Source organism: Micromonospora sp. NPDC007271 (assembly GCF_040634005.1).
GTDB lineage: Bacteria > Actinomycetota > Actinomycetes > Mycobacteriales > Micromonosporaceae > Micromonospora.
This window is the reverse complement of record NZ_JBEYER010000018.1, coordinates 37,153-54,400: the sequence shown is the minus strand read 5'-3', so window position 1 is coordinate 54,400 and position 17,248 is coordinate 37,153. Positions and strand designations below refer to the sequence as shown.

General features: G+C 73.3%; 15 protein-coding genes. 3 read left to right on the top strand and 12 right to left on the bottom strand.

The window, feature by feature from the left end; genetic code table 11:
- Position 1: 1 nt before the first annotated feature.
- The 12 genes from ABZ570_RS09395 to ftsY form a co-directional block, all read right to left on the bottom strand.
- Complete coding sequence (locus ABZ570_RS09395) at positions 2 to 580, bottom strand: Uma2 family endonuclease (protein ID WP_358059405.1); 579 nt, start codon at positions 578 to 580, stop codon at positions 2 to 4.
- Between the two features lie 66 nt (positions 581 to 646).
- On the bottom strand, positions 647 to 2,203 hold the full coding sequence (gene ffh, locus ABZ570_RS09390; protein ID WP_358059402.1) for a signal recognition particle protein: 1,557 nt from the start codon (positions 2,201 to 2,203) through the stop codon (positions 647 to 649).
- A gap of 292 nt (positions 2,204 to 2,495) precedes the next feature.
- A complete protein-coding gene (locus ABZ570_RS09385) occupies positions 2,496 to 3,023 on the bottom strand; it encodes an AAA family ATPase (RefSeq protein ID WP_358059399.1) in 528 nt (175 codons plus the stop codon).
- Positions 3,020 to 3,676, bottom strand: a complete 657-nt coding sequence (locus tag ABZ570_RS09380; protein ID WP_358059396.1) for a response regulator transcription factor — start codon at positions 3,674 to 3,676, stop codon at positions 3,020 to 3,022. Before ABZ570_RS09380 ends, ABZ570_RS09385 begins: the two co-directional genes overlap by 4 nt.
- The gene (locus ABZ570_RS09375; protein ID WP_358059393.1) at positions 3,673 to 4,812 is read right to left on the bottom strand and encodes a sensor histidine kinase; all 1,140 of its coding nucleotides are present in this window, start codon (positions 4,810 to 4,812) and stop codon (positions 3,673 to 3,675) included. Before ABZ570_RS09375 ends, ABZ570_RS09380 begins: the two co-directional genes overlap by 4 nt.
- Positions 4,813 to 4,832: 20 nt before the next feature.
- Positions 4,833 to 5,654, bottom strand: a complete 822-nt coding sequence (locus ABZ570_RS09370) for an ABC transporter permease subunit (protein ID WP_358059390.1) — start codon at positions 5,652 to 5,654, stop codon at positions 4,833 to 4,835.
- Positions 5,644 to 6,546: an ABC transporter ATP-binding protein gene (locus tag ABZ570_RS09365; RefSeq protein WP_358059387.1), complete on the bottom strand. Its 903-nt coding sequence runs from the start codon at positions 6,544 to 6,546 to the stop codon at positions 5,644 to 5,646. The genes ABZ570_RS09370 and ABZ570_RS09365 overlap by 11 nt, the downstream gene beginning before the upstream one ends.
- Before the next feature lie 138 nt (positions 6,547 to 6,684).
- Positions 6,685 to 8,991 (bottom strand): [protein-PII] uridylyltransferase, encoded by a 2,307-nt coding sequence (locus ABZ570_RS09360; RefSeq protein ID WP_358059384.1) that lies wholly within the window; start codon positions 8,989 to 8,991, stop codon positions 6,685 to 6,687.
- A 14-nt stretch (positions 8,992 to 9,005) separates the two neighbouring features.
- Entirely contained in the window at positions 9,006 to 9,344 is a 339-nt protein-coding gene (locus tag ABZ570_RS09355; RefSeq protein WP_358059504.1) for a P-II family nitrogen regulator, read from the bottom strand.
- A gap of 25 nt (positions 9,345 to 9,369) precedes the next feature.
- Positions 9,370 to 10,731, bottom strand: a complete 1,362-nt coding sequence (locus ABZ570_RS09350) for an ammonium transporter (RefSeq protein ID WP_358059381.1) — start codon at positions 10,729 to 10,731, stop codon at positions 9,370 to 9,372.
- 227 nt (positions 10,732 to 10,958) lie between these two features.
- Positions 10,959 to 11,822 carry an aminoglycoside phosphotransferase family protein gene (locus ABZ570_RS09345; protein WP_358059378.1) on the bottom strand — a complete coding sequence of 288 codons (864 nt, stop codon included), beginning with the start codon at positions 11,820 to 11,822 and terminating at the stop codon, positions 10,959 to 10,961.
- A gap of 7 nt (positions 11,823 to 11,829) precedes the next feature.
- The gene (gene ftsY / locus ABZ570_RS09340) at positions 11,830 to 13,014 is read right to left on the bottom strand and encodes a signal recognition particle-docking protein FtsY (RefSeq protein WP_358059375.1); all 1,185 of its coding nucleotides are present in this window, start codon (positions 13,012 to 13,014) and stop codon (positions 11,830 to 11,832) included.
- Positions 13,015 to 13,159: 145 nt separating this feature from the next.
- Between ftsY and ABZ570_RS09335 the strand changes: the two genes are divergently transcribed.
- The 3 genes from ABZ570_RS09335 (at position 13,160) to ABZ570_RS09325 (ending at position 17,109) form a co-directional block, all read left to right on the top strand.
- Positions 13,160 to 14,923 (top strand): alkaline phosphatase D family protein, encoded by a 1,764-nt coding sequence (locus ABZ570_RS09335; RefSeq protein ID WP_358059372.1) that lies wholly within the window; start codon positions 13,160 to 13,162, stop codon positions 14,921 to 14,923.
- 13 nt (positions 14,924 to 14,936) lie between these two features.
- Positions 14,937 to 15,374, top strand: a complete 438-nt coding sequence (locus ABZ570_RS09330) for a MarR family transcriptional regulator (RefSeq protein WP_358059369.1) — start codon at positions 14,937 to 14,939, stop codon at positions 15,372 to 15,374.
- A gap of 115 nt (positions 15,375 to 15,489) precedes the next feature.
- Positions 15,490 to 17,109 carry an MDR family MFS transporter gene (locus tag ABZ570_RS09325; RefSeq protein WP_358059366.1) on the top strand — a complete coding sequence of 540 codons (1,620 nt, stop codon included), beginning with the start codon at positions 15,490 to 15,492 and terminating at the stop codon, positions 17,107 to 17,109.
- Positions 17,110 to 17,248 lie beyond the last annotated feature (139 nt).

Below are 17,248 nucleotides of genomic sequence, written 5' to 3'. Positions count from 1 at the left end.
ATCACTCTTCCTCGGCGGCGAGCAGGTCGGTGCGCCGGGCGGTCAGGGCGGGCAGGTCGACGGAGACCTTCCACGGCCGCTCGGTGACGAACAGGTCCTCGGCGTGGGTGAGCTGGTCGTACTCTCGGACCGCGCCGAGCGCGTACTCGGTCAGCGTGATCCGCTCCTGGAGCGGGTCGACCACCCAGTAGGAGCGGACGCCGGCGTGCGCGTAGAGCTTCGCCTTGTCGTACATGTCGCGGAAGGTGGAGGTCGGCGAGACGACCTCGACGGCGAGCAGGGCGTCCTCGACCGGCACGGGCGACCGGTCGGCGTGCTTGCGGCGGATGACGACCACGTCGGGACGCGGCTCGTTGCGGCGGTCGACCCGCATCGAGAGGTCGATGCTGACCAGGTACTCCGGCGGGCAGTTGACTTCGAGGGCCAGCAGCAGACGGACACAGAGGTCTTGGTGCACGGCAGTCGGCGACGGCACGATCAACCTTCCGTTGATCAGTTCGTACGGAAGGTCCTTCGGCAGGTCGCCGAGGTCGTCGACCGTCCACTCGTGCCGCTCGGGCAGGATCGGCGCCGCGGTCATGACTTCTCCTTCCAGAGGGCGACACGACCCTAGGTGCTGATCATGTCGCCCGCCGTCACCGACACGTTAGCGAGGGTGCTTGTCGCCACCCTTGCCGAGCTTGTTGAAGTCGATCTTCGGGAGCTTGAAGCCCGGCGGCAGGCCCTGGCCACCCGCCAGGTCACCCGGGTCCAGGCCCGGCGGGAGCTGCGGCATGCCGCCCGGGAAGCCGCCACCCGGCAGCCCCGCCCCGGTACGCGGCCGACCGCCACCCTTGGTGCCCTTACGCTTGTTCTTCGGGGACTTGGTCGCCTTGCGCCGGCCGGCGCCGGGCAGGCCCATCATGCCGCCCATCTGCTTCATCATCTTCTGCGCGTCGGCGAAGCGGTTGAGCAGCTGGTTGACATCCATCACGGCGACGCCGGAGCCGTTGGCGATCCGGGCCCGCCGGGAGCCGTTGATGATCTTCGGGTTGGTCCGCTCAGCCGGGGTCATCGAGCGGATGATCGCGGTGACCCGGTCGAAGTGCTTGTCGTCGAGCTCGGCGAGCTGGTCCTTCATCTGCCCCATGCCGGGCATCATGGCCAGGACGTTGGCGATGGGGCCCATCCGCCGCACCGCGATGAGCTGGTCGAGGAAGTCCTCCAGGGTGAAGGTCTCGCCGCCCATCAGCTTGGCGGTCATCTTCTCCTTCTGATCGGCGTCGAAGGCCGCCTCGGCCTGCTCGATCAGAGTGAGGACGTCGCCCATGCCGAGGATCCGGCTGGCCATCCGGTCGGGGTGGAAGACGTCGAAGTCCTCCAGCTTCTCGCCGGTGGAGGCGAAGAGGATCGGCTGGCCGGTGACCTCCCGGACCGACAGCGCGGCACCACCGCGGGCGTCGCCGTCGAGCTTGGAGAGGACCACGCCGGTGATGCCCACGCCGTCGCGGAACGCCTCGGCGGTGCGTACCGCGTCCTGGCCGACCATCGCGTCGATGACGAAGATGACCTCGTCGGGCTGGACCGCGTCACGGATGTCGGCGGCCTGCTGCATCATCTCGGCGTCGATACCGAGCCGACCGGCGGTGTCGACGATCACAATGTCCCGGGCCGCCCGCCGGGCGTGCTCGATCGAGTCGCGCGCCACCCGCACCGGGTCGCCGACGCCGTTGCCGGGCTCCGGGGCGTACACCTCGACGCCGGCCCGACCACCGAGCACCTGGAGCTGCCCGACGGCGTTGGGGCGCTGGAGGTCGGCGGCGACCAGCAGCGGCTGGTGGCCCTGGGACTTGAGCCAGCGGGCCAGCTTGCCGGCGAGGGTGGTCTTACCGGAACCCTGGAGACCGGCCAGCATGACCACGGTCGGCGGGTGCTTGGCGAACTGGAGCCGCCGCCCCTCGCCACCGAGGATGGCGATCAGCTCCTCGTTGACGATCTTGACGATCTGCTGTGCCGGGTTCAGCGCCTGGGAGACCTCGGCCCCGCGGGCCCGCTCCTTGACGTTCGCGATGAAGCCCTTGACCACCGGCAGGGCGACGTCGGCCTCCAGCAACGCCATCCGGATCTCGCGCGCGGTGGCGTCGATGTCGGCGTCGGTGAGCCGGCCCTTGCCGCGGAGCTTGGTGAAGATCCCGGACAGGCGGTCACTCAAGGTGTCAAACACGCGAACATCCCGTTTGTCGTTTTCGGCGAGCACAAGTCAGCCGGCGCGCACAAGGCCGGCTACCCGCAAGGGTAACGGTCCCACTCCCCCGCTGCTTCCCACCGGCCCGACCCCCGTCGCGAGATCACGGTGGTCAGGCTGCATCGCAGGTCGGGCCGGACGTGCCCGCTCGACCAGCCTGGCGGACGGCGCGCGGCGGGCGGGGGCGGGCGAGAGTCGGCTATGACATCAGCTCCAAAGCGTCCGACCGGCCCAGCCGGCTTCGGACCCAGGCCGGCGGCGGATGGCGGGGTCAGGCGGGCCGGGCGAGCAGCGCGACGATCTCCGCGGCGACCTCCGCCGGGGTACGGCCGTGGTTGTCGATCTCAAGCGTGTGCGGCTCCCGATCGGCGAGACCACTCAGCTCGGCCAGCGCCCGCGCGACGTGCCGATGCCGCCAGCCGTGGGCGGCCGCCTCGACCCGGTCGCCGTCGATCCGGTCGCGGAGCACCGGCTCCGGCACCCGCAGCACCACCTGCCACACCGGCACCCCCCGATCCCGCAGGCCGCCGAGCACCTCGGCCCGGTAGTCGGGCCGCAACAGGGTCATCGGAACCACCACCGGCGCGCTGCCCCGGGCCGCCAGCCAGGCAACCCGGACCGTCCACCGCCGCCAGGCGGCCAGGTCCTGGTAGTCGCCGGTGGGGACCGGCCGAATTCGCCGCAGCACCGCACCGACCCACTCCGGGTCGAACCGGCGCGCACCGGGCAGCGCCCGGCACAGCTCGGCCGACACCGTCGTCTTCCCCGCCCCGAAGGCGCCGTTCAGCCAGACGATCACGACACCACCAGCCCCGACTGGTACGCGAAGACCACCAGCTGCGCCCGGTCCCGGGCACCCAGCTTGACCATGGCCCGGCTGACGTGGGTACGCGCGGTGGCCGGGCTGACCACCAGCCGCTCGGCGATCTCGCCGTTGCTCAGCCCCTCGCCGACCAGCCCGACCACCTCCCGCTCCCGGTCGGTGAGGGTGCCCAACCGCGGGTGCGGTCGGGGCACCCGGGCCGGCCGGATGGCGAACTCCCGGACCACCCGCCGGGTCACCGACGGCGACAGCAGCGCCTCCCCCTCGGCGACCAGCCGGATCGCCCGCAGCAGCTCGGCCGGGCGGGTGTCCTTGGTCAGGAAGCCGCTGGCGCCGTGGCGGAGCGCGTCGAAGACGTACTCGTCCAGCTCGAAGGTGGTCAGGACGACCACCCGCGTGCCGGCCAGCGCGGGGTCGGCCACGATCCGCCGGGTCGCCTCGATGCCGTCGACACCCGGCATCCGGACGTCCATCAGCACCACGTCGGGGCGTTCCCGGCGGGCCAGCTCGACCGCGGCGAGCCCGTCGGCCGCCTCGCCCACCACCGCGAGGTCGTCCTCGCTCTCCACCAGGGCACGCAGCCCGATCCGGACCAGGTCCTGGTCGTCGGCGAGCAACACCCGGATCATGCGACCTCCTCCGCCGGCAGTGTGGCGTACACCCGGAAGCCGCCGCCGGGGCCGGGGCCGGCGGCGAACGACCCGCCCAGCACGGTCACCCGCTCCCGCATGCCGACCAGGCCGTACCCGCCGGCCGGCGCCGGCCCGACGGCCGGGCCGCGCCCGGTGTCGGTGACCTCGACGGTCACCTCGGCCGGGGCGTAGCGGATCCGGACGGTGGCGGTGGCCGGACCGGCGTGGCGCAGCACGTTGGTCAACGACTCCTGCACCACCCGGTACACGGTCAGGTCCACGGCGACCGGGAGCGGGCGCGGCTCCCCGGTGATCTCGACGTCGACCGGCACCCCGGCACCGGCCAGCCGGTCCCGCAGCTGCGGCAGCTGGGCCAGTCCGGGGCTGGGAGAGCGCTCGTCGACCGCCTCGTCGCGCCGGACCACGGTGAGCGTCACCCGCAGCTCGTCCAGGGCCTCCTTGCTGGTCCGGCTGATCGCGGTCAGCGCCGCCTCGGCCTGTTCGGGCTTTCTCGCCAGCAGGTGCAGGGCGATCTCCGCCTGCATGTGGATGGCGGCCAGGCCGTGGCCGACCACGTCGTGCACCTCCCGGGCGACCCGGAGCCGCTCGGCGTCGGCCAACCGGCGGGCCTCGTCCATCCGCTTCCGGGCCGCATTCTCCCGGCCCAGGCGGGCCGTGGTTCCGACCGTGGCCCCGATCGCGAAGGGCACCACCACCCAGGCGGCGACCGGCATCAGGCCGTCCAGGCCGGTCGGGCGTGCCCCGACGAAGACGTGCGCCAGCAGCCCCACCAGCGCGCCCGCGCCGGCCAGCGCCGCGATCCGGACCGGCCGGTACGCGGCGACCGTGTAGACCGCGACGAAGAACGAGATCAGGATCGGCCCGTACGGGTAGCCGAGCACCAGGTACGCCGCGGTCGCCGCGGTGACCACGGCCAGGGTGGCGAGCGGCCACCGCCGCCGTCCGGCCAGGGCGAGCGCGGCCACCACGACCAGCGGATACGTGGCCCGGCCGGTGCCCACCCCCTGGTTGAGGCCGGCCGGCCCGGTGCCGAGCAGCCCGAAGACGACCAGGGCCAGGGCGACCAGGGCGTCGAAGACGCCGTCACGCCCGCCGCTCCGGTTCCGGTCCACGCCGTTCCTCCCCGCTCGGCTCAGCCGATGTCCCGGCGGCGCAGCAGCGCCGCGCCCACCGCCGCGAACGCGACGAGGTAGACCGCCACCACCACCGCCGCCTGCCCGCCGCCGACCGTCACCGCGACCCCCGGGGTGTCCCCGGCGGCGCCGAGCGCCGCCGCCAGCGACCCGGCGTTCGGGCCGGGCAGCCCCTTCTGCAGCTGGGCCACCCAGTCGAGCAGGGGCGCGGCGAGCGCGGCGAGCAGGTTCTGCACCGCGAGCATCCAGACCAGCCCCAGCCCGACGGGCAGCGCCACCGCCCGCAGCGCGACGGCGAGCACCGCACCGAGCATGGCCCACATCGTGGCGACGAGCCACCCCGCGCCGATCCCGGTGAGCAGGTCGCCGGCCGACGGCCAGTGGACCGACTGGGCCTCGGCGACCGCGATCAGCAGGCTCGCCACCGCGCCGACGGCGAAGATCGAGAGCACCACGACGAGGGCGGCGGCTGCCAGGACGAGCAGCTTGCCCGCGTACACCTCCAGCCGGGTGGGGCCCTGGGTGAGCACGGTCTTCCAGGTGCCCCAGGCGTACTCGCCGCCGACGGTGAGCACGCCGAGGATCAGCACGATCGCGCCCAGGAAGACCGGCAGCCCGCCGAGCGAGTTCCCGACCAGCCGGTCGGGCAGCAGCATCGGCAGGGTCCGGTCGGTGTTCGGACCGGTCGTCCCGCCGGCGATGCTCGCGTACGGGAAGACGTAGGTGAAGATCAGCGCGAGCACCAGCGTGATGGCCAGCAGCAGCCAGGACGCCGGCCGGCGGATCAGCTTGACCGCCTCGGCCCGGAAGCTACGCGACATCGGCCGTTCCCTTCTCGATGAGTTCGAAGAAGACCTGTTCCAGGTCCCGCTCCCGGCAGCACAGTTCCCGCACCGCCACGCCGTCACCGACCAGCTCGGCGTTGAGCCAGGCGGCCCGGTCCGGCCCGACGGACAGCTCCAGCCCGCCGTCCACCACCCGGACCCGCTCGGCGCCGACCAGCTCACGGGCCCGCGCCGCCGCCCGGTCGAGCGGGTCGGCGAGCACCCGCAGCACGGCCGCGCCGCGCAGCTCGGCGACGCTGCCCTCGGCGATCAACCGCCCCCGGGAGATCACCCCGACCCGGTCGCAGACCTGCTCGACCTCGCCGAGCAGGTGGCTGGAGACCAGCACCGTGCAGCCGGCCGCGCCGAGCCGGCGGATCAGCGTGCGCATGTCCGCCATGCCGGCCGGGTCGAGGCCGTTGGTCGGCTCGTCCAGGATCAGCAGCCGCGGATCCTTGAGCAGGGCGGCGGCCACGCCGAGCCGCTGTTTCATGCCCAACGAGTAGCCGGCGTACCGGTCGCCGGCCCGGTCGGCGAGGTCGACCAGGTCGAGCACCGTTGCCACCCGGTCCGCGCCGACCCCGGCGTAGCGGGCCAGCACCCGCAGGTTGTCCCGCCCGGACAGGTACGGGTAGAAGGCCGGTCCCTCGATCAGCGCCCCGACCCCGGTGAGCCGGCCGGCGCCGGGCGGCCGGCCGAGCAGCCGTACCGCGCCGGCGGTGGGACGGACCAGCCCGAGCAGCATGCGCAGGGTGGTGGTCTTGCCGGCGCCGTTCGGGCCGAGGAAGCCGTACACCTCGCCCGGGTGGACGGTCAGGTGGAGATCATCGACGGCGATCAGCGGGCCGTACCGCTTGGTCAGCCCTTCGGTGTGCACTGGCAGGTTCATGCCCCGAGCGTGCCGCTCCCCGGGTCGCGCATCGTCCCCCAGCAAGCGACCCCCCGCCTACGCTCCGGGACGTATCCCCCGGGCCGATGGTGAGAGGGGCCCCTTCGCTACCGGATGCGCCGACAAGGGCAGATTTCCTTACCCGGCGGCGAGGACGGCGGCCTCGATGCGGGCGCGGTCCGCCGCCGAGGGCCAACCGCCGACCAGGTAGAACGCGTCGACCACGTCGCCGCCGAGGGTGGAGATCCGGGCCGCCCGCACCTGGGCGCCGGCCTCGTCGAGCGCGCAGGTGACCCGGTAGAGCAGCCCGGCCGCGTCGGCGGCGCGCAGCTCCAGCAGCACGGCGCCGGTGGCCGCCTCGCGGTGCCAGACCACCCGGGGTGCGGCACCCTGGTCGCGGGCGGCGAGGGCCCGCCCACGCAGCCGCTGGCTGACCGAGACGTCGCCGGTGACCGCGCGGCGCAGGTCGGCGGCGAGCGCGACGGGGTCGGGCGCGAGGCCGTAGCGGGGCTGCACCCGGCACTCGACCAGGGCCCGGCCGTCGACGGTGGCGGCGTCCGCCGAGATCACCTCCAGCCGGTGCAGCGCCAGGCAGCCGGCCACCGTCGCGAGCAGGCCCCGCCGGTCCGCGGCGGCCACCGACACCCGGTCGTCGGCCAGGTGTACGGCCGGCAGCGGCCCCGCCACCAGCGCCGGGTCGGGGGCCGGGGGCGCCGGCAGCACGCCGGTGTCCAGGGCGGTACGTACCCGGTCGACCAGTTCGGCGATCAGCCGCCCCTTCCAGTCGGACCAGGCGGCCGGGCCGGTGGCGGCGGCGTCGGCGCGGACCAGCGCGTGCAGCAGGTCCAGGGTGGTGCCGTCGCCGATCTGTCCGGTGACCCCGGCGATGGTCCTCGGATCGGACAGGTCGCGCCGGGTGGCCACGTGGGGCAGGAGCAGGTGCAGCCGGACCAGCTTCCCGATCAGCGCCGCCTCGGCCGCGGGCAGTCCGATCCGGGTGGCGATCGCCTCGGCGATCGGCGCGCCGACCGTGCTGTGGTCACCGGGGGCGGGCGCGTGCCGGCCGGCCGGGCCGGCTTCGCCCGGCAGCCCCTTGCCGATGTCGTGCAGCAGCGCGCCGAGCAGCAGCAGGTCGGGTCGGTCCACCTCGCGGGTGTGCCGGCTCGCCTCGTACGCGGTCTGCACCAGGTGCCGGTCGAGGGTGAACCGGTGCACCGGATTGTGCTGGGGCAGGCTGCGCAGCCGGGTCCACTCGGGCAGCCAGCCGTCGACCAGGCCGTACCGGTCGCAGGTCTCCCAGGCGGCCAGCAGGCCGGGCCCGGCCCCGAGCAGGGTGGTCAGCGCGGCCCGGGCGGCCGGCGGCCAGGGCGCGGGCAGCGGAGGGCAGTACGCGGCCAGCCACTCGCAGGTGGCCCGGGCGATCGGCAACCGGGTGGTGGCCGCGGCGGCGGCGACCCGCAGCGACAGGCTCGGGTCGGGGCGGGCGCTGATGGCGGTGCGGGCGAGCACCAGTTCGCCGTCCTGCTCGACGACGTCCCGGGCGACCGGCCGGCGCAGCGGGCGGCCGTCGGTGCCCCGGCGGCGGCCGGAGCGGAGCCGGTCGGCGGCCCGCCAGGCGTCGTCGAGGGCGTGGCTGACGGTACGGGCGTCCCCGGCGACCCGGCGCAGCACCGCGTCGCCGTCATCGAGCAGGAGCAGCGCGGCGACGCCGTCGCGTTCCTGGGCGACGAGCCGGTCGACCCGGCGGCCGACCTGCTGGTGCAGCGCGTCGCGGGTGTCGAGGAGCCGCCGGTGCGCGGCGAGTACCGCGGGGCGCAGCGCATCGGTGACCCCGGCGGTGGCGATGGCGCGCAGGAGTCCGACGTCGCGCAGCCCGCCGGCGGCCTCCTTGAGGTCGCCTTCGAGCAGGAAGGCCAGTTCGCCGTGGGCCGCCCAGCGGGCGGTGGCCAGCTCCCGCAGGCGCGGGAGCTGCCGGACGACGGTCCGCCGCCAGTGGTCGGCGGCGGTACGGGTGAGCTGGTCGGCGAGCGTCCGGTCGCCGGCGAGGTAGCGGGCGTCGAGCAGGCCGAGGGCGACCTTCACGTCGTCCTGGGCGACGGAGAGCGCCTCGGCGACGGTACGGACGGAGTGGTCGAGCCGCAGCCCGACGTCCCAGACCGGATACCAGAGCGACCCGGCGATCTCCTCGATGCCGGGCACCCCGTCGTGCAGCAGCACCAGGTCGAGATCCCCGTACGGCGCGCACTCCCGCCGCCCCAGCCCGCCCACCGCGACGAGCGCGAGCCCCGGCCGCACCGGAACCAACGACCGCAACCAGTCGCCGATCGCCTCCGCCCGCGCCCGCCGCGCCTCCGCCCCGATCCCGCCGGGTACGCCCACGAACTCGTTGCTCAAGGAGCCGTCACCGGGGTGTCCGGACGCGTCATCCTTGATCAACGAGGTCATCGGGGCGTCCTCGGTCAGAGGGCGTCCAGGCCGCGCTCGCCGGTGCGGACCCGGACGACCTCCTCGACGGCGGTCACCCAGACCTTGCCGTCGCCGATCTTGCCGGTCCGGGCGGCGCCCACGATGGCGTCGACGATCTTGTCCACGTCCATCTCGTCGGTGAGCACCTCCACCCGGATCTTGGGCAGGAACTCGACCGTGTACTCGGCGCCCCGGTAGACCTCGGTGTGCCCCTTCTGCCGGCCGTAGCCCTGGACCTCGCTGACGGTCAGGCCGGCCACGCCGAGGGCGTGCAGCGCTTCCTTCACCGCGTCCAGCTGGTACGGCTTGATGACCGCGGTCACCAGCTTCATCTCCATCCCCTCCATCCCAGGAACGTTAACCGGCGACCCTCTCGCTGACCGGCTCGGCGGGTTCGTCCACCTCGTCGGTGACCGCCGGGGCCGGCTTCGCGGCGCCGATCCCGGCCAGCGCGAACGCGCCACCGGCGCCGCCGCCGGTGGCCGGCGACAGGTCGTACGCGCTCTCGGCGTGCTCGGCGACGTCGATGCCCTCGACCTCCGCCTCGGCGGCGACCCGGAACCCGATGGTCTTGTCGATCACGAAGCCGAGGGCGTAGGCGACCGCGAAGGAGTAGACCGTCACGATCAAGGCGCCCAGCGCCTGCTTGCCGAGCAGGGTGGCGTCGCCGCCGACCAGCAGGCCGTCGCTGGTCACCAGGGAGCTCACCGAGGCCGTGCCGAACAGGCCGATCCACAGGCAGCCGATCCACCCGCCGACGAAGTGCACGCCGACCACGTCAAGGGAGTCGTCGTAGCCGAGCCGGTACTTCAGGCCCACCGCGAGGGCGCAGACCGCGCCGGCGACGAGACCCAGCAGCACCGACGCGGCCGGGGTGATGAACGCGCACGCCGGGGTGACGGCGACCAGCCCGGCCACCGCGCCGGAGGAGGCGCCGACCAGGGTCGGCCTGCGGTCCCGCACCCACTCCACCACGAGCCAGCCGAGCAGCGCGGCGGCGGTGGCCACCTGGGTGTTGACGAAGGCCAGCGCGGTGACGCCGTCGGCGGTCAGCTCGGAGCCGGCGTTGAAGCCGAACCAGCCGAACCAGAGCAGGCCGGCGCCGAGCGCGACCAGCGGGACGTTGTGCGGCTTGGCGCTCTCCCGGGGCCAGCCGATCCGCCTGCCGAGGACCAGCACCAGGGCGAGCGCCGCGGCGCCGGCGTTGATGTGCACCGCCGTACCGCCGGCGAAGTCCAGCGCGCCGATGTCGCCGCCGATCAGGCCACCGCCCCAGACCATGTGCGCGACCGGGAAGTAGACCAGGGTGGCCCAGCCGAAGGCGAACAGCAGCCAGCCGGCGAACCTGGTCCGGTCGGAGAGCGCCCCGCTGATCAGGGCGACGGTGATGACGGCGAACATCATCTGGAAGGCGAGGAAGACGTAGAGCGGGATGCCCGTCTCGCCCCACAGGTCGCTCTCCCCGACGAACGTCCTGGTGCCGAGGTACTGCCCCAGGTCGCCGATGAACCTGCCGCCCTCACCGAAGGCGACGGTGAAGCCGTAGAAGAGCCAGAGGATGCTGACGAGCCCGATCGACGAGAAGCTCATCATCATCATGTTCAGTACGCCCTTGGACCGGTTCAGCCCGCCGTAGAACAGGGCGAGACCCGGCGTCATGAGCAGCACGAGCGCGGTCGAGACAAGAAGCCAGGCGGTGTTGCCGGAGTCGATCTCCATGCCGCCTCCTCTCGGTGTGGTTGTCCTCCCTCCGACTGAGTCCTGGCAGCGTCGCCCGTCAGCCGGCTGCGCGGAAGCTTGCTCGCCGGCTGTTTCCTCCGCCGACACCGCTCGATTTCCGGCGCGTGACGGGTTGTTTCCGGCCGGTGAAGAACACCGATCATGGCCGGGGAAACGGAAAGAGCGGCCGGTCCAGGACGGAACCGGCCACTCTTCCCGGAACAGGGTCAGCGCAGGGCGTACTCCAGGGCGTGCCGCTCGTAGTCGAGGAGGCGGAGGTCCCGCATGGGGCGCCGGAGGTGACCCTTGTGCACGATCCGGACGAACGCCGGGTCACCGGCCGCGGCCATCCGCCGGATGCCCTCCACGTGGTCCACGATCCGCTTGCGGATGGTCCGGATCAGCCGATGCCGGTCGCGCGGGATCAGCCCGTACGCGTCGGCGAAGAGCCGCAGCCGGCGGGGCCGGTCCGGGCGCTTCCAGCCGAGGGTGATCGAGTCCCGGTCGGAGAAGATCGGCACCCAGGTCCAGGCCGCGTACGCCACGTCGTAGATCCGGGCGCCGGGCGAGGCCAGGTCGAAGTCGATCAGCCCGAGGGTGCCGTCCGGCCGCCAGATCACGTTGTGCGGGGCGGCGTCGTGGTGGCAGATCACCTCGGTGTCCGGCGGGGGCGGGCCGAACGAGCGCCAGACCGCCCCGGGCGGCGGGTTGAAGCCGTACTGGGCGTCGTGGAACATCCGCAGCATGGTGGCGACGGTCACCAGCGCCTCGTCGGTGACCCAGTGCGGCGCCAGCGGGTACTCCCCGCACTCCCCCTCCAGGTACGACAGGACCTCCCGCTTGCGCTCGTCCATGCCGAGCGCACGGGGGGCGCCGGTGAACCCGACGTACTCCAGGTGCCGCAGCAGTGCGTGCACCGAGGGGGTCCACGGGCCGGCGTTGCGCCGGACCGTGTCGCCCACCCGGACCACGGTGCTCACGTTCCCGCCGTGCAGCGGGATCTCCTGCGAAGTCACGTACGGTCTCCCGAGGCGTGGCGACGGATGGCTGGGGTCGCGCCACCCCGCGTAGGCGCGATCGTCAGTCGTCACGTCGAGGCTACGCGTCCCGGGCGAGCGGCTCGATGCCGAGCAGCGCGTCGACGAACTGTGCCGGGTCGAACGGGGCCAGGTCGTCCGGGCCCTCGCCGAGGCCGACCAGCTTGACCGGGATGCCGAGCTTGCGCTGCACGGCGATCACGATGCCACCCTTGGCGGTCCCGTCGAGCTTGGTCAGCACCACGCCGCTCACGTTGACCACCTCGGTGAAGACGCGGGCCTGCTCCAGGCCGTTCTGCCCGGTGGTGGCGTCGAGCACCAGCAGGGTCTCGTCGATCGGGCCGTGCTTCTCCACCACCCGCTTGACCTTGCCCAGCTCGTCCATCAGGCCGACCTTGTTCTGCAGGCGGCCGGCGGTGTCCACCAGCACGGTGTCGACCCTGGTGTCGATGCCGCGCTTGACCGCGTCGAAGGCGACGCTGGCCGGGTCGGCGGCCTCGGGGCCGCGGACGGTCTCGGCGCCGACCCGGCTGCCCCAGGTCTCCAACTGGTCGGCGGCGGCGGCCCGGAAGGTGTCGGCCGCGCCGAGCAGCACGGTGCGCCCGTCGGCGATCAGCACCCGGGCGATCTTGCCGCAGGTGGTGGTCTTGCCGGCGCCGTTGACCCCGACCACCAGCACCACGGCCGGCACGTCCACCTTGGGTGCGGTCTTCAGCGACCGGTCCAGGGTCGGGTCGAGGGCGTTGACCAGCTCGGTGGCGAGCAGGGTGCGCAGCTCGCTCGTGGAGCGGGTGCCGAGCACCCGGGTCCGCTCGCGGAGCCGGTCGACGATCTCCCGGGTGGCCTCGATGCCGACGTCGGCCGTGATCAGGCTGTCCTCGATCTCCTCCCAGGCGTCCTCGTCCAGGTGGTCGCGGCTGAGCAGGCCGAGCAGGCCCTTGCCGAAGACGTTCTGCGAGCGGGACAGCCGGGAGCGCAGCCGGACCAGCCGGCCGGCGGTGGGCTCGGGCACCTCGATGGTGATCGCCGGGACCTCGACCACCGGCGGCGGCTCGACCAGCACCCCGGTGGAGACCTCCGGTGCCGCTTCGACCGGTGGAGCGGCCAGTTCCTCCCCGGCCCGGGTCTCGACCTCCGTCTCCGACGGCGGCGCGGGGCGCCGGCGCAGCCGGGGCACCACGAGGCTGAGGCCGCCGAGGATCAGCACGCCGAGCAGGGCGATGATGATGAGGAGGTATTCCTTCATGCCCGAAATCCTGTCAGATGGCGACGACGTCGTCCCACTCACCGCCTCCGTCGGCGAGCGAGCTGCGGGTACGCTCCCGCTGCCAGGCGTGCCGAACGCGCCGTCCGGGTAGAAAAGGCGAAACATTCTCCCTCGGAGGTGCTCCGTGCCCGACTCCCGGCTGCTCATCGGCCCGTTGCTGCGACGGGTGGTCGGCACGCGGGCGACCGTCTGGGTGGAGACCAGCGCGCCCGCGGTGGTCACCGTCCGCACGGCCGAGGGCGCCACCGGCACCACGAAGACCTTCTCGGCGTACGGCCACCACTACGCGATCGTGGTGGTGGCGGGGCTCACGCCGGACAGCGCCACCAGGTACGAGGTGCTGATCGACGGCGAGGTCGCCTGGCCGATGCCGGAGAGCGGCTTCCCGCCCAGCGTGATCCGTACCCGGGCGGCCGACGACCGGGACCAGCCGGTGAGCCTGCTCTTCGGCTCGTGCCGGGAGACCACCCAGCACGCCACCGCCCGGAAGCTGCCTCCGGACGCGCTGGACGCGTACGCCCGGCGGCTGATCGCGAACCCGGACCCGGCCGCCCTGCCCGACCTGCTGGTGCTCCTCGGCGACCAGGTCTACGCCGACGTCACCTCGCCCACGGTGCGCAAGCTGCTCAAGCGGCGCCGGCGCCGGCCGGGGGGCGCCCCGGCCACCCAGGTGGTCAGCTTCGACGAGTACACCAAGCTCTACCTGGAATCCTGGCGCGACCCGGAGATCCGCTGGCTGTTCTCCACCGTGCCCAGCGTGATGATCTTCGACGACCACGAGGTCATCGACGACTGGAACACCTCGGCCTCGTGGCGGACGGACCTGCGCGCCCAGCCGTGGTGGGCCGAGCGGATCCGCAGCGGGCTCGCCTCCTACTGGGTCTACCAGCACCTGGGCAACCTCGCCCCGGACGAGATCGCCGCCGACCCCGTGTACGCCGAGGTCACCGCCGCCGAGGACGCGACCGGCGTGCTGCACGCGTTCGGCGAGCGCGTCGACAAGGAGGCCGATCTCTACGACGGCTCCAGCTCGGCGCGTCTGACGCCGCGCGGCGACCTGGAGCCGTCGCACGAAACCCAGCGCTGGCGCGCGGTGCGGTACCAGTGGAGCTACGCGCTGGACCTGGGGCGTACCCGGCTGGTGATGCTGGACAACCGGTCCAGCCGGGTGCTCCAGTCCGGCAACCGGGCGATGCTGCCGCCGGGCGAGTGGTCCTGGTTCCTCGACCGCGCGCACGGCGTCTACGACCACCTGGTGGTCGGGGCCTCCCTGCCCTGGCTGCTGCCGCCGGGCATCCACCATGTCGAGGCGTGGAACGAGCGGCTCGCCGACTCCCGCCGGCCCTGGGTGGGGAAGGCCTCCGAGCGGTTGCGCCGGGCGCTGGACCTGGAGCACTGGGCGTCGTTCCGGCGCTCGTTCGACGCGCTCGGCGAGCTCTTCGCCCGGCTGGGCAGCGGCACCTCCGCCGGATCGGGGGCGCGGGTCGGCACCGGGCCGGCGTACCCGGCCCCGGCGTCGATCAGCGTGCTCTCCGGGGACGTGCACCACTCGTACGTGGCCCGGGCCCGGTTCGCCGACCGGGCCGTCCGCACCCCGGTGCACCAGCTGACCTGCTCGCCGATCCACAACCAGGTGCCGGCGGCGATGCGCCCGCTGATGCGGTTGGGCTGGAACCCGGGGCCGGCCGCCGCCGCCCGGGCGTTGGCCCGTTCGGCCGGGGTGCCCCGGTCGAGCGTGCGGTGGAAGAAGCTGGCCGGGCCGTACTTCGGCAACGCGGTGGCCACGCTGACCCACCGGGGCCGGTCGGCCGAGGTGGTGATCGAGGGCACCACCAGCGACGGCCACCTCCGCGAGGTGGCACGGCAGCTCCTCAGCGGCCGGGCGTGAGTACGCTCTGCCCGTGGACGATCACCTGCCGGAGACCCTACGCGCGGTCGAGGACGAGTTGACCGCCCTGCTGCGTCGCGGCCGGGCCCTGTCCTGGGAGGTCGCCCGGGAGGTCCATCCCAACCTGGAGCCGAACGTCTACGGCCTGCTGCTCTGGCTGCGCCGGTCCGGTTCGATCCGGCTGACCGACCTGGCCGCGCGCCTCGGCATCGGCAAGGGCACGCTCAGCCGGCAGATCGCCGGTCTCGAAGGGCTGGGCCTGGTCCGCCGCGACCCGGACCCGACCGACCGGCGGGCGGCCCAGCTCAGCCTCACCGAAGAGGGCAGCCGCCGGTTCGACGCGGCGCGGGCGGCCCGGTTCGAACAGATCCGCCGCACCCTGGAGCACTGGCCGAAACGGGACGTCGAGGACTTCGCCCGGCTGCTGCACCGCTTCAACGAGACTTTCTGAGCCCCCGCCCCGCGGAATAAGGGCTGCCCCACCTCAGGTTGTTGCTTTAGGCAACCAAGCCCTACGGTTGCCCGAGTCAACTACCCCCCGATTCTCTCCCCGGAGGCAATCCACGATGACGCAGGCGACAGCGCCCACCCGGGCGACCGCCGGCGACATGACCCACCGGCAGATCCTGGAGGCACTCTCCGGCCTGCTGCTGGGCATGTTCGTCGCGATCCTCTCCTCCACGGTCGTCTCGAACGCGCTGCCGCGGATCATCACCGAGCTGCACGGCGGTCAGTCCGCGTACACCTGGGTGGTCACCTCGACGCTGCTGGCGACCACCGCGACCACCCCGATCTGGGGCAAGCTCGCCGACCTGACCAGCAAGAAGGTCCTGGTCCAGCTCGCTCTCGGGATCTTCGTGCTGGGCTCGGTGCTGGCCGGGCTCTCCCAGTCCACCGGGCAGCTCATCGCCTGCCGGGCGCTGCAGGGCGTCGGCGCGGGCGGCCTGACCGCCCTCGCTCAGGTGATCATGGCGACCATGATCTCCCCGCGCGAACGCGGCCGGTACAGCGGCTACCTCGGCGCGGTGATGGCGGTCGGCACCATCGGCGGCCCGCTGATCGGCGGCGTGATCGTCGACACCGACTGGCTCGGCTGGCGCTGGTGCTTCTACGTCGGCGTGCCGTTCGCGGCCCTCGCCCTGGTCGTGCTCCAGAAGACGCTGCGCCTGCCGGTGGTCAAGCGCCCGGCGAAGATCGACTGGTGGGGTGCCACGCTGATCACCGCGGCCGTGTCGCTGCTGCTGATCTGGGTCACCCTGGCCGGCGACCGGTACGCCTGGATCTCCTGGCAGAGTGCCGTCATCGTGGCCGGTGCGGTGCTGCTCGGCGCGCTCGCCATCCGGCTGGAGCAGCGGGCCGACGAACCGATGATCCCGCCGCGGCTGTTCCGCAACCGCACCATCGCCCTCGCCGTGGTCGCCAGCATCGCGGTCGGCGTGGGGATGTTCGGCGCCTCGGTCTTCCTCGGCCAGTACTTCCAGATCAGCCGCGGCGAGAGCCCGACCATGTCCGGCCTGATGACCCTGCCGATGATCGGCGGCCTGCTGGTCTCCTCCACGGTCGTCGGCCGGATCATCACCAGCACCGGCCGCTGGAAGCGGTACCTGGTCGCCGGCTCGGCCCTGCTCACCGCCGGCTTCGCCCTGATGGGCACGCTGCGCGCGGACACCCCGTACTGGCGACTCGCCGTCTTCATGGCGCTGATCGGCCTGGGGCTGGGCATGACCATGCAGAACCTGGTCCTCGCCGTGCAGAACACCGTCGGCGCGCACGAGCTCGGCGCGGCCAGCTCGACGGTCGCGTTCTTCCGCAGCCTCGGCGGCGCGATCGGGGTGAGCGCGCTCGGCGCGGTGCTCGCCCACCAGGTCAAGGACTACCTGGCCGAGGGGCTGGCCGGGCTCGGCATCCCGGCCGCCAGCTCCGGCAGCGGCGGCACGCTGCCGAACGTGCACACCCTGCCGGCCCCGATCCGCATGGTGGTCGAGTCCGCGTACGGGCACGGCGCCGGGGACATCTTCCTGGCCGCCGCCCCGTTCGGGCTGCTCGCCCTGATCGCGGTCGTCCTCATCAAGGAGGTGCCGCTGCGCCGGCACACCGGCGACGCGATCTCCGGCGAGGTCGAGCGGAAGTCGACCGTTGCGGCCGGCGGCGGGGCCCCCGTGGTACGCACCGGCATCCAGGAGTGAGCCATGAGCGAGCGGAGCGAGCGAATCAGCCAGCTCAGTGCGTCGGTGCCTCATGGCGTCGCCGACCGTAGGGAGGTGACGGCATGAGCGAGCGGAGCGAGCGAATCAGCCAGCTCAGTGCGTCGGTGCCTCATGGCGT

Excerpts from the sequence above, each read along its gene's own strand:
- ABZ570_RS09395 (WP_358059405.1), bottom strand. The coding sequence starts at position 580 with ATGACCGCGGCGCCGATCCTGCCCGAGCGGCACGAGTGGACGGTCGAC.
- ABZ570_RS09380 (WP_358059396.1), bottom strand. The coding sequence starts at position 3,676 with ATGATCCGGGTGTTGCTCGCCGACGACCAGGACCTGGTCCGGATCGGG.
- ABZ570_RS09370 (WP_358059390.1), bottom strand. The coding sequence starts at position 5,654 with ATGTCGCGTAGCTTCCGGGCCGAGGCGGTCAAGCTGATCCGCCGGCCG.
- ABZ570_RS09365 (WP_358059387.1), bottom strand. The coding sequence starts at position 6,546 with ATGAACCTGCCAGTGCACACCGAAGGGCTGACCAAGCGGTACGGCCCG.
- ABZ570_RS09360 (WP_358059384.1), bottom strand. The coding sequence starts at position 8,991 with ATGACCTCGTTGATCAAGGATGACGCGTCCGGACACCCCGGTGACGGC.
- ABZ570_RS09355 (WP_358059504.1), bottom strand. The coding sequence starts at position 9,344 with ATGAAGCTGGTGACCGCGGTCATCAAGCCGTACCAGCTGGACGCGGTG.
- ABZ570_RS09350 (WP_358059381.1), bottom strand. The coding sequence starts at position 10,731 with ATGGAGATCGACTCCGGCAACACCGCCTGGCTTCTTGTCTCGACCGCG.
- ftsY (WP_358059375.1), bottom strand. The coding sequence starts at position 13,014 with ATGAAGGAATACCTCCTCATCATCATCGCCCTGCTCGGCGTGCTGATC.
- ABZ570_RS09325 (WP_358059366.1), top strand. The coding sequence starts at position 15,490 with ATGACGCAGGCGACAGCGCCCACCCGGGCGACCGCCGGCGACATGACC.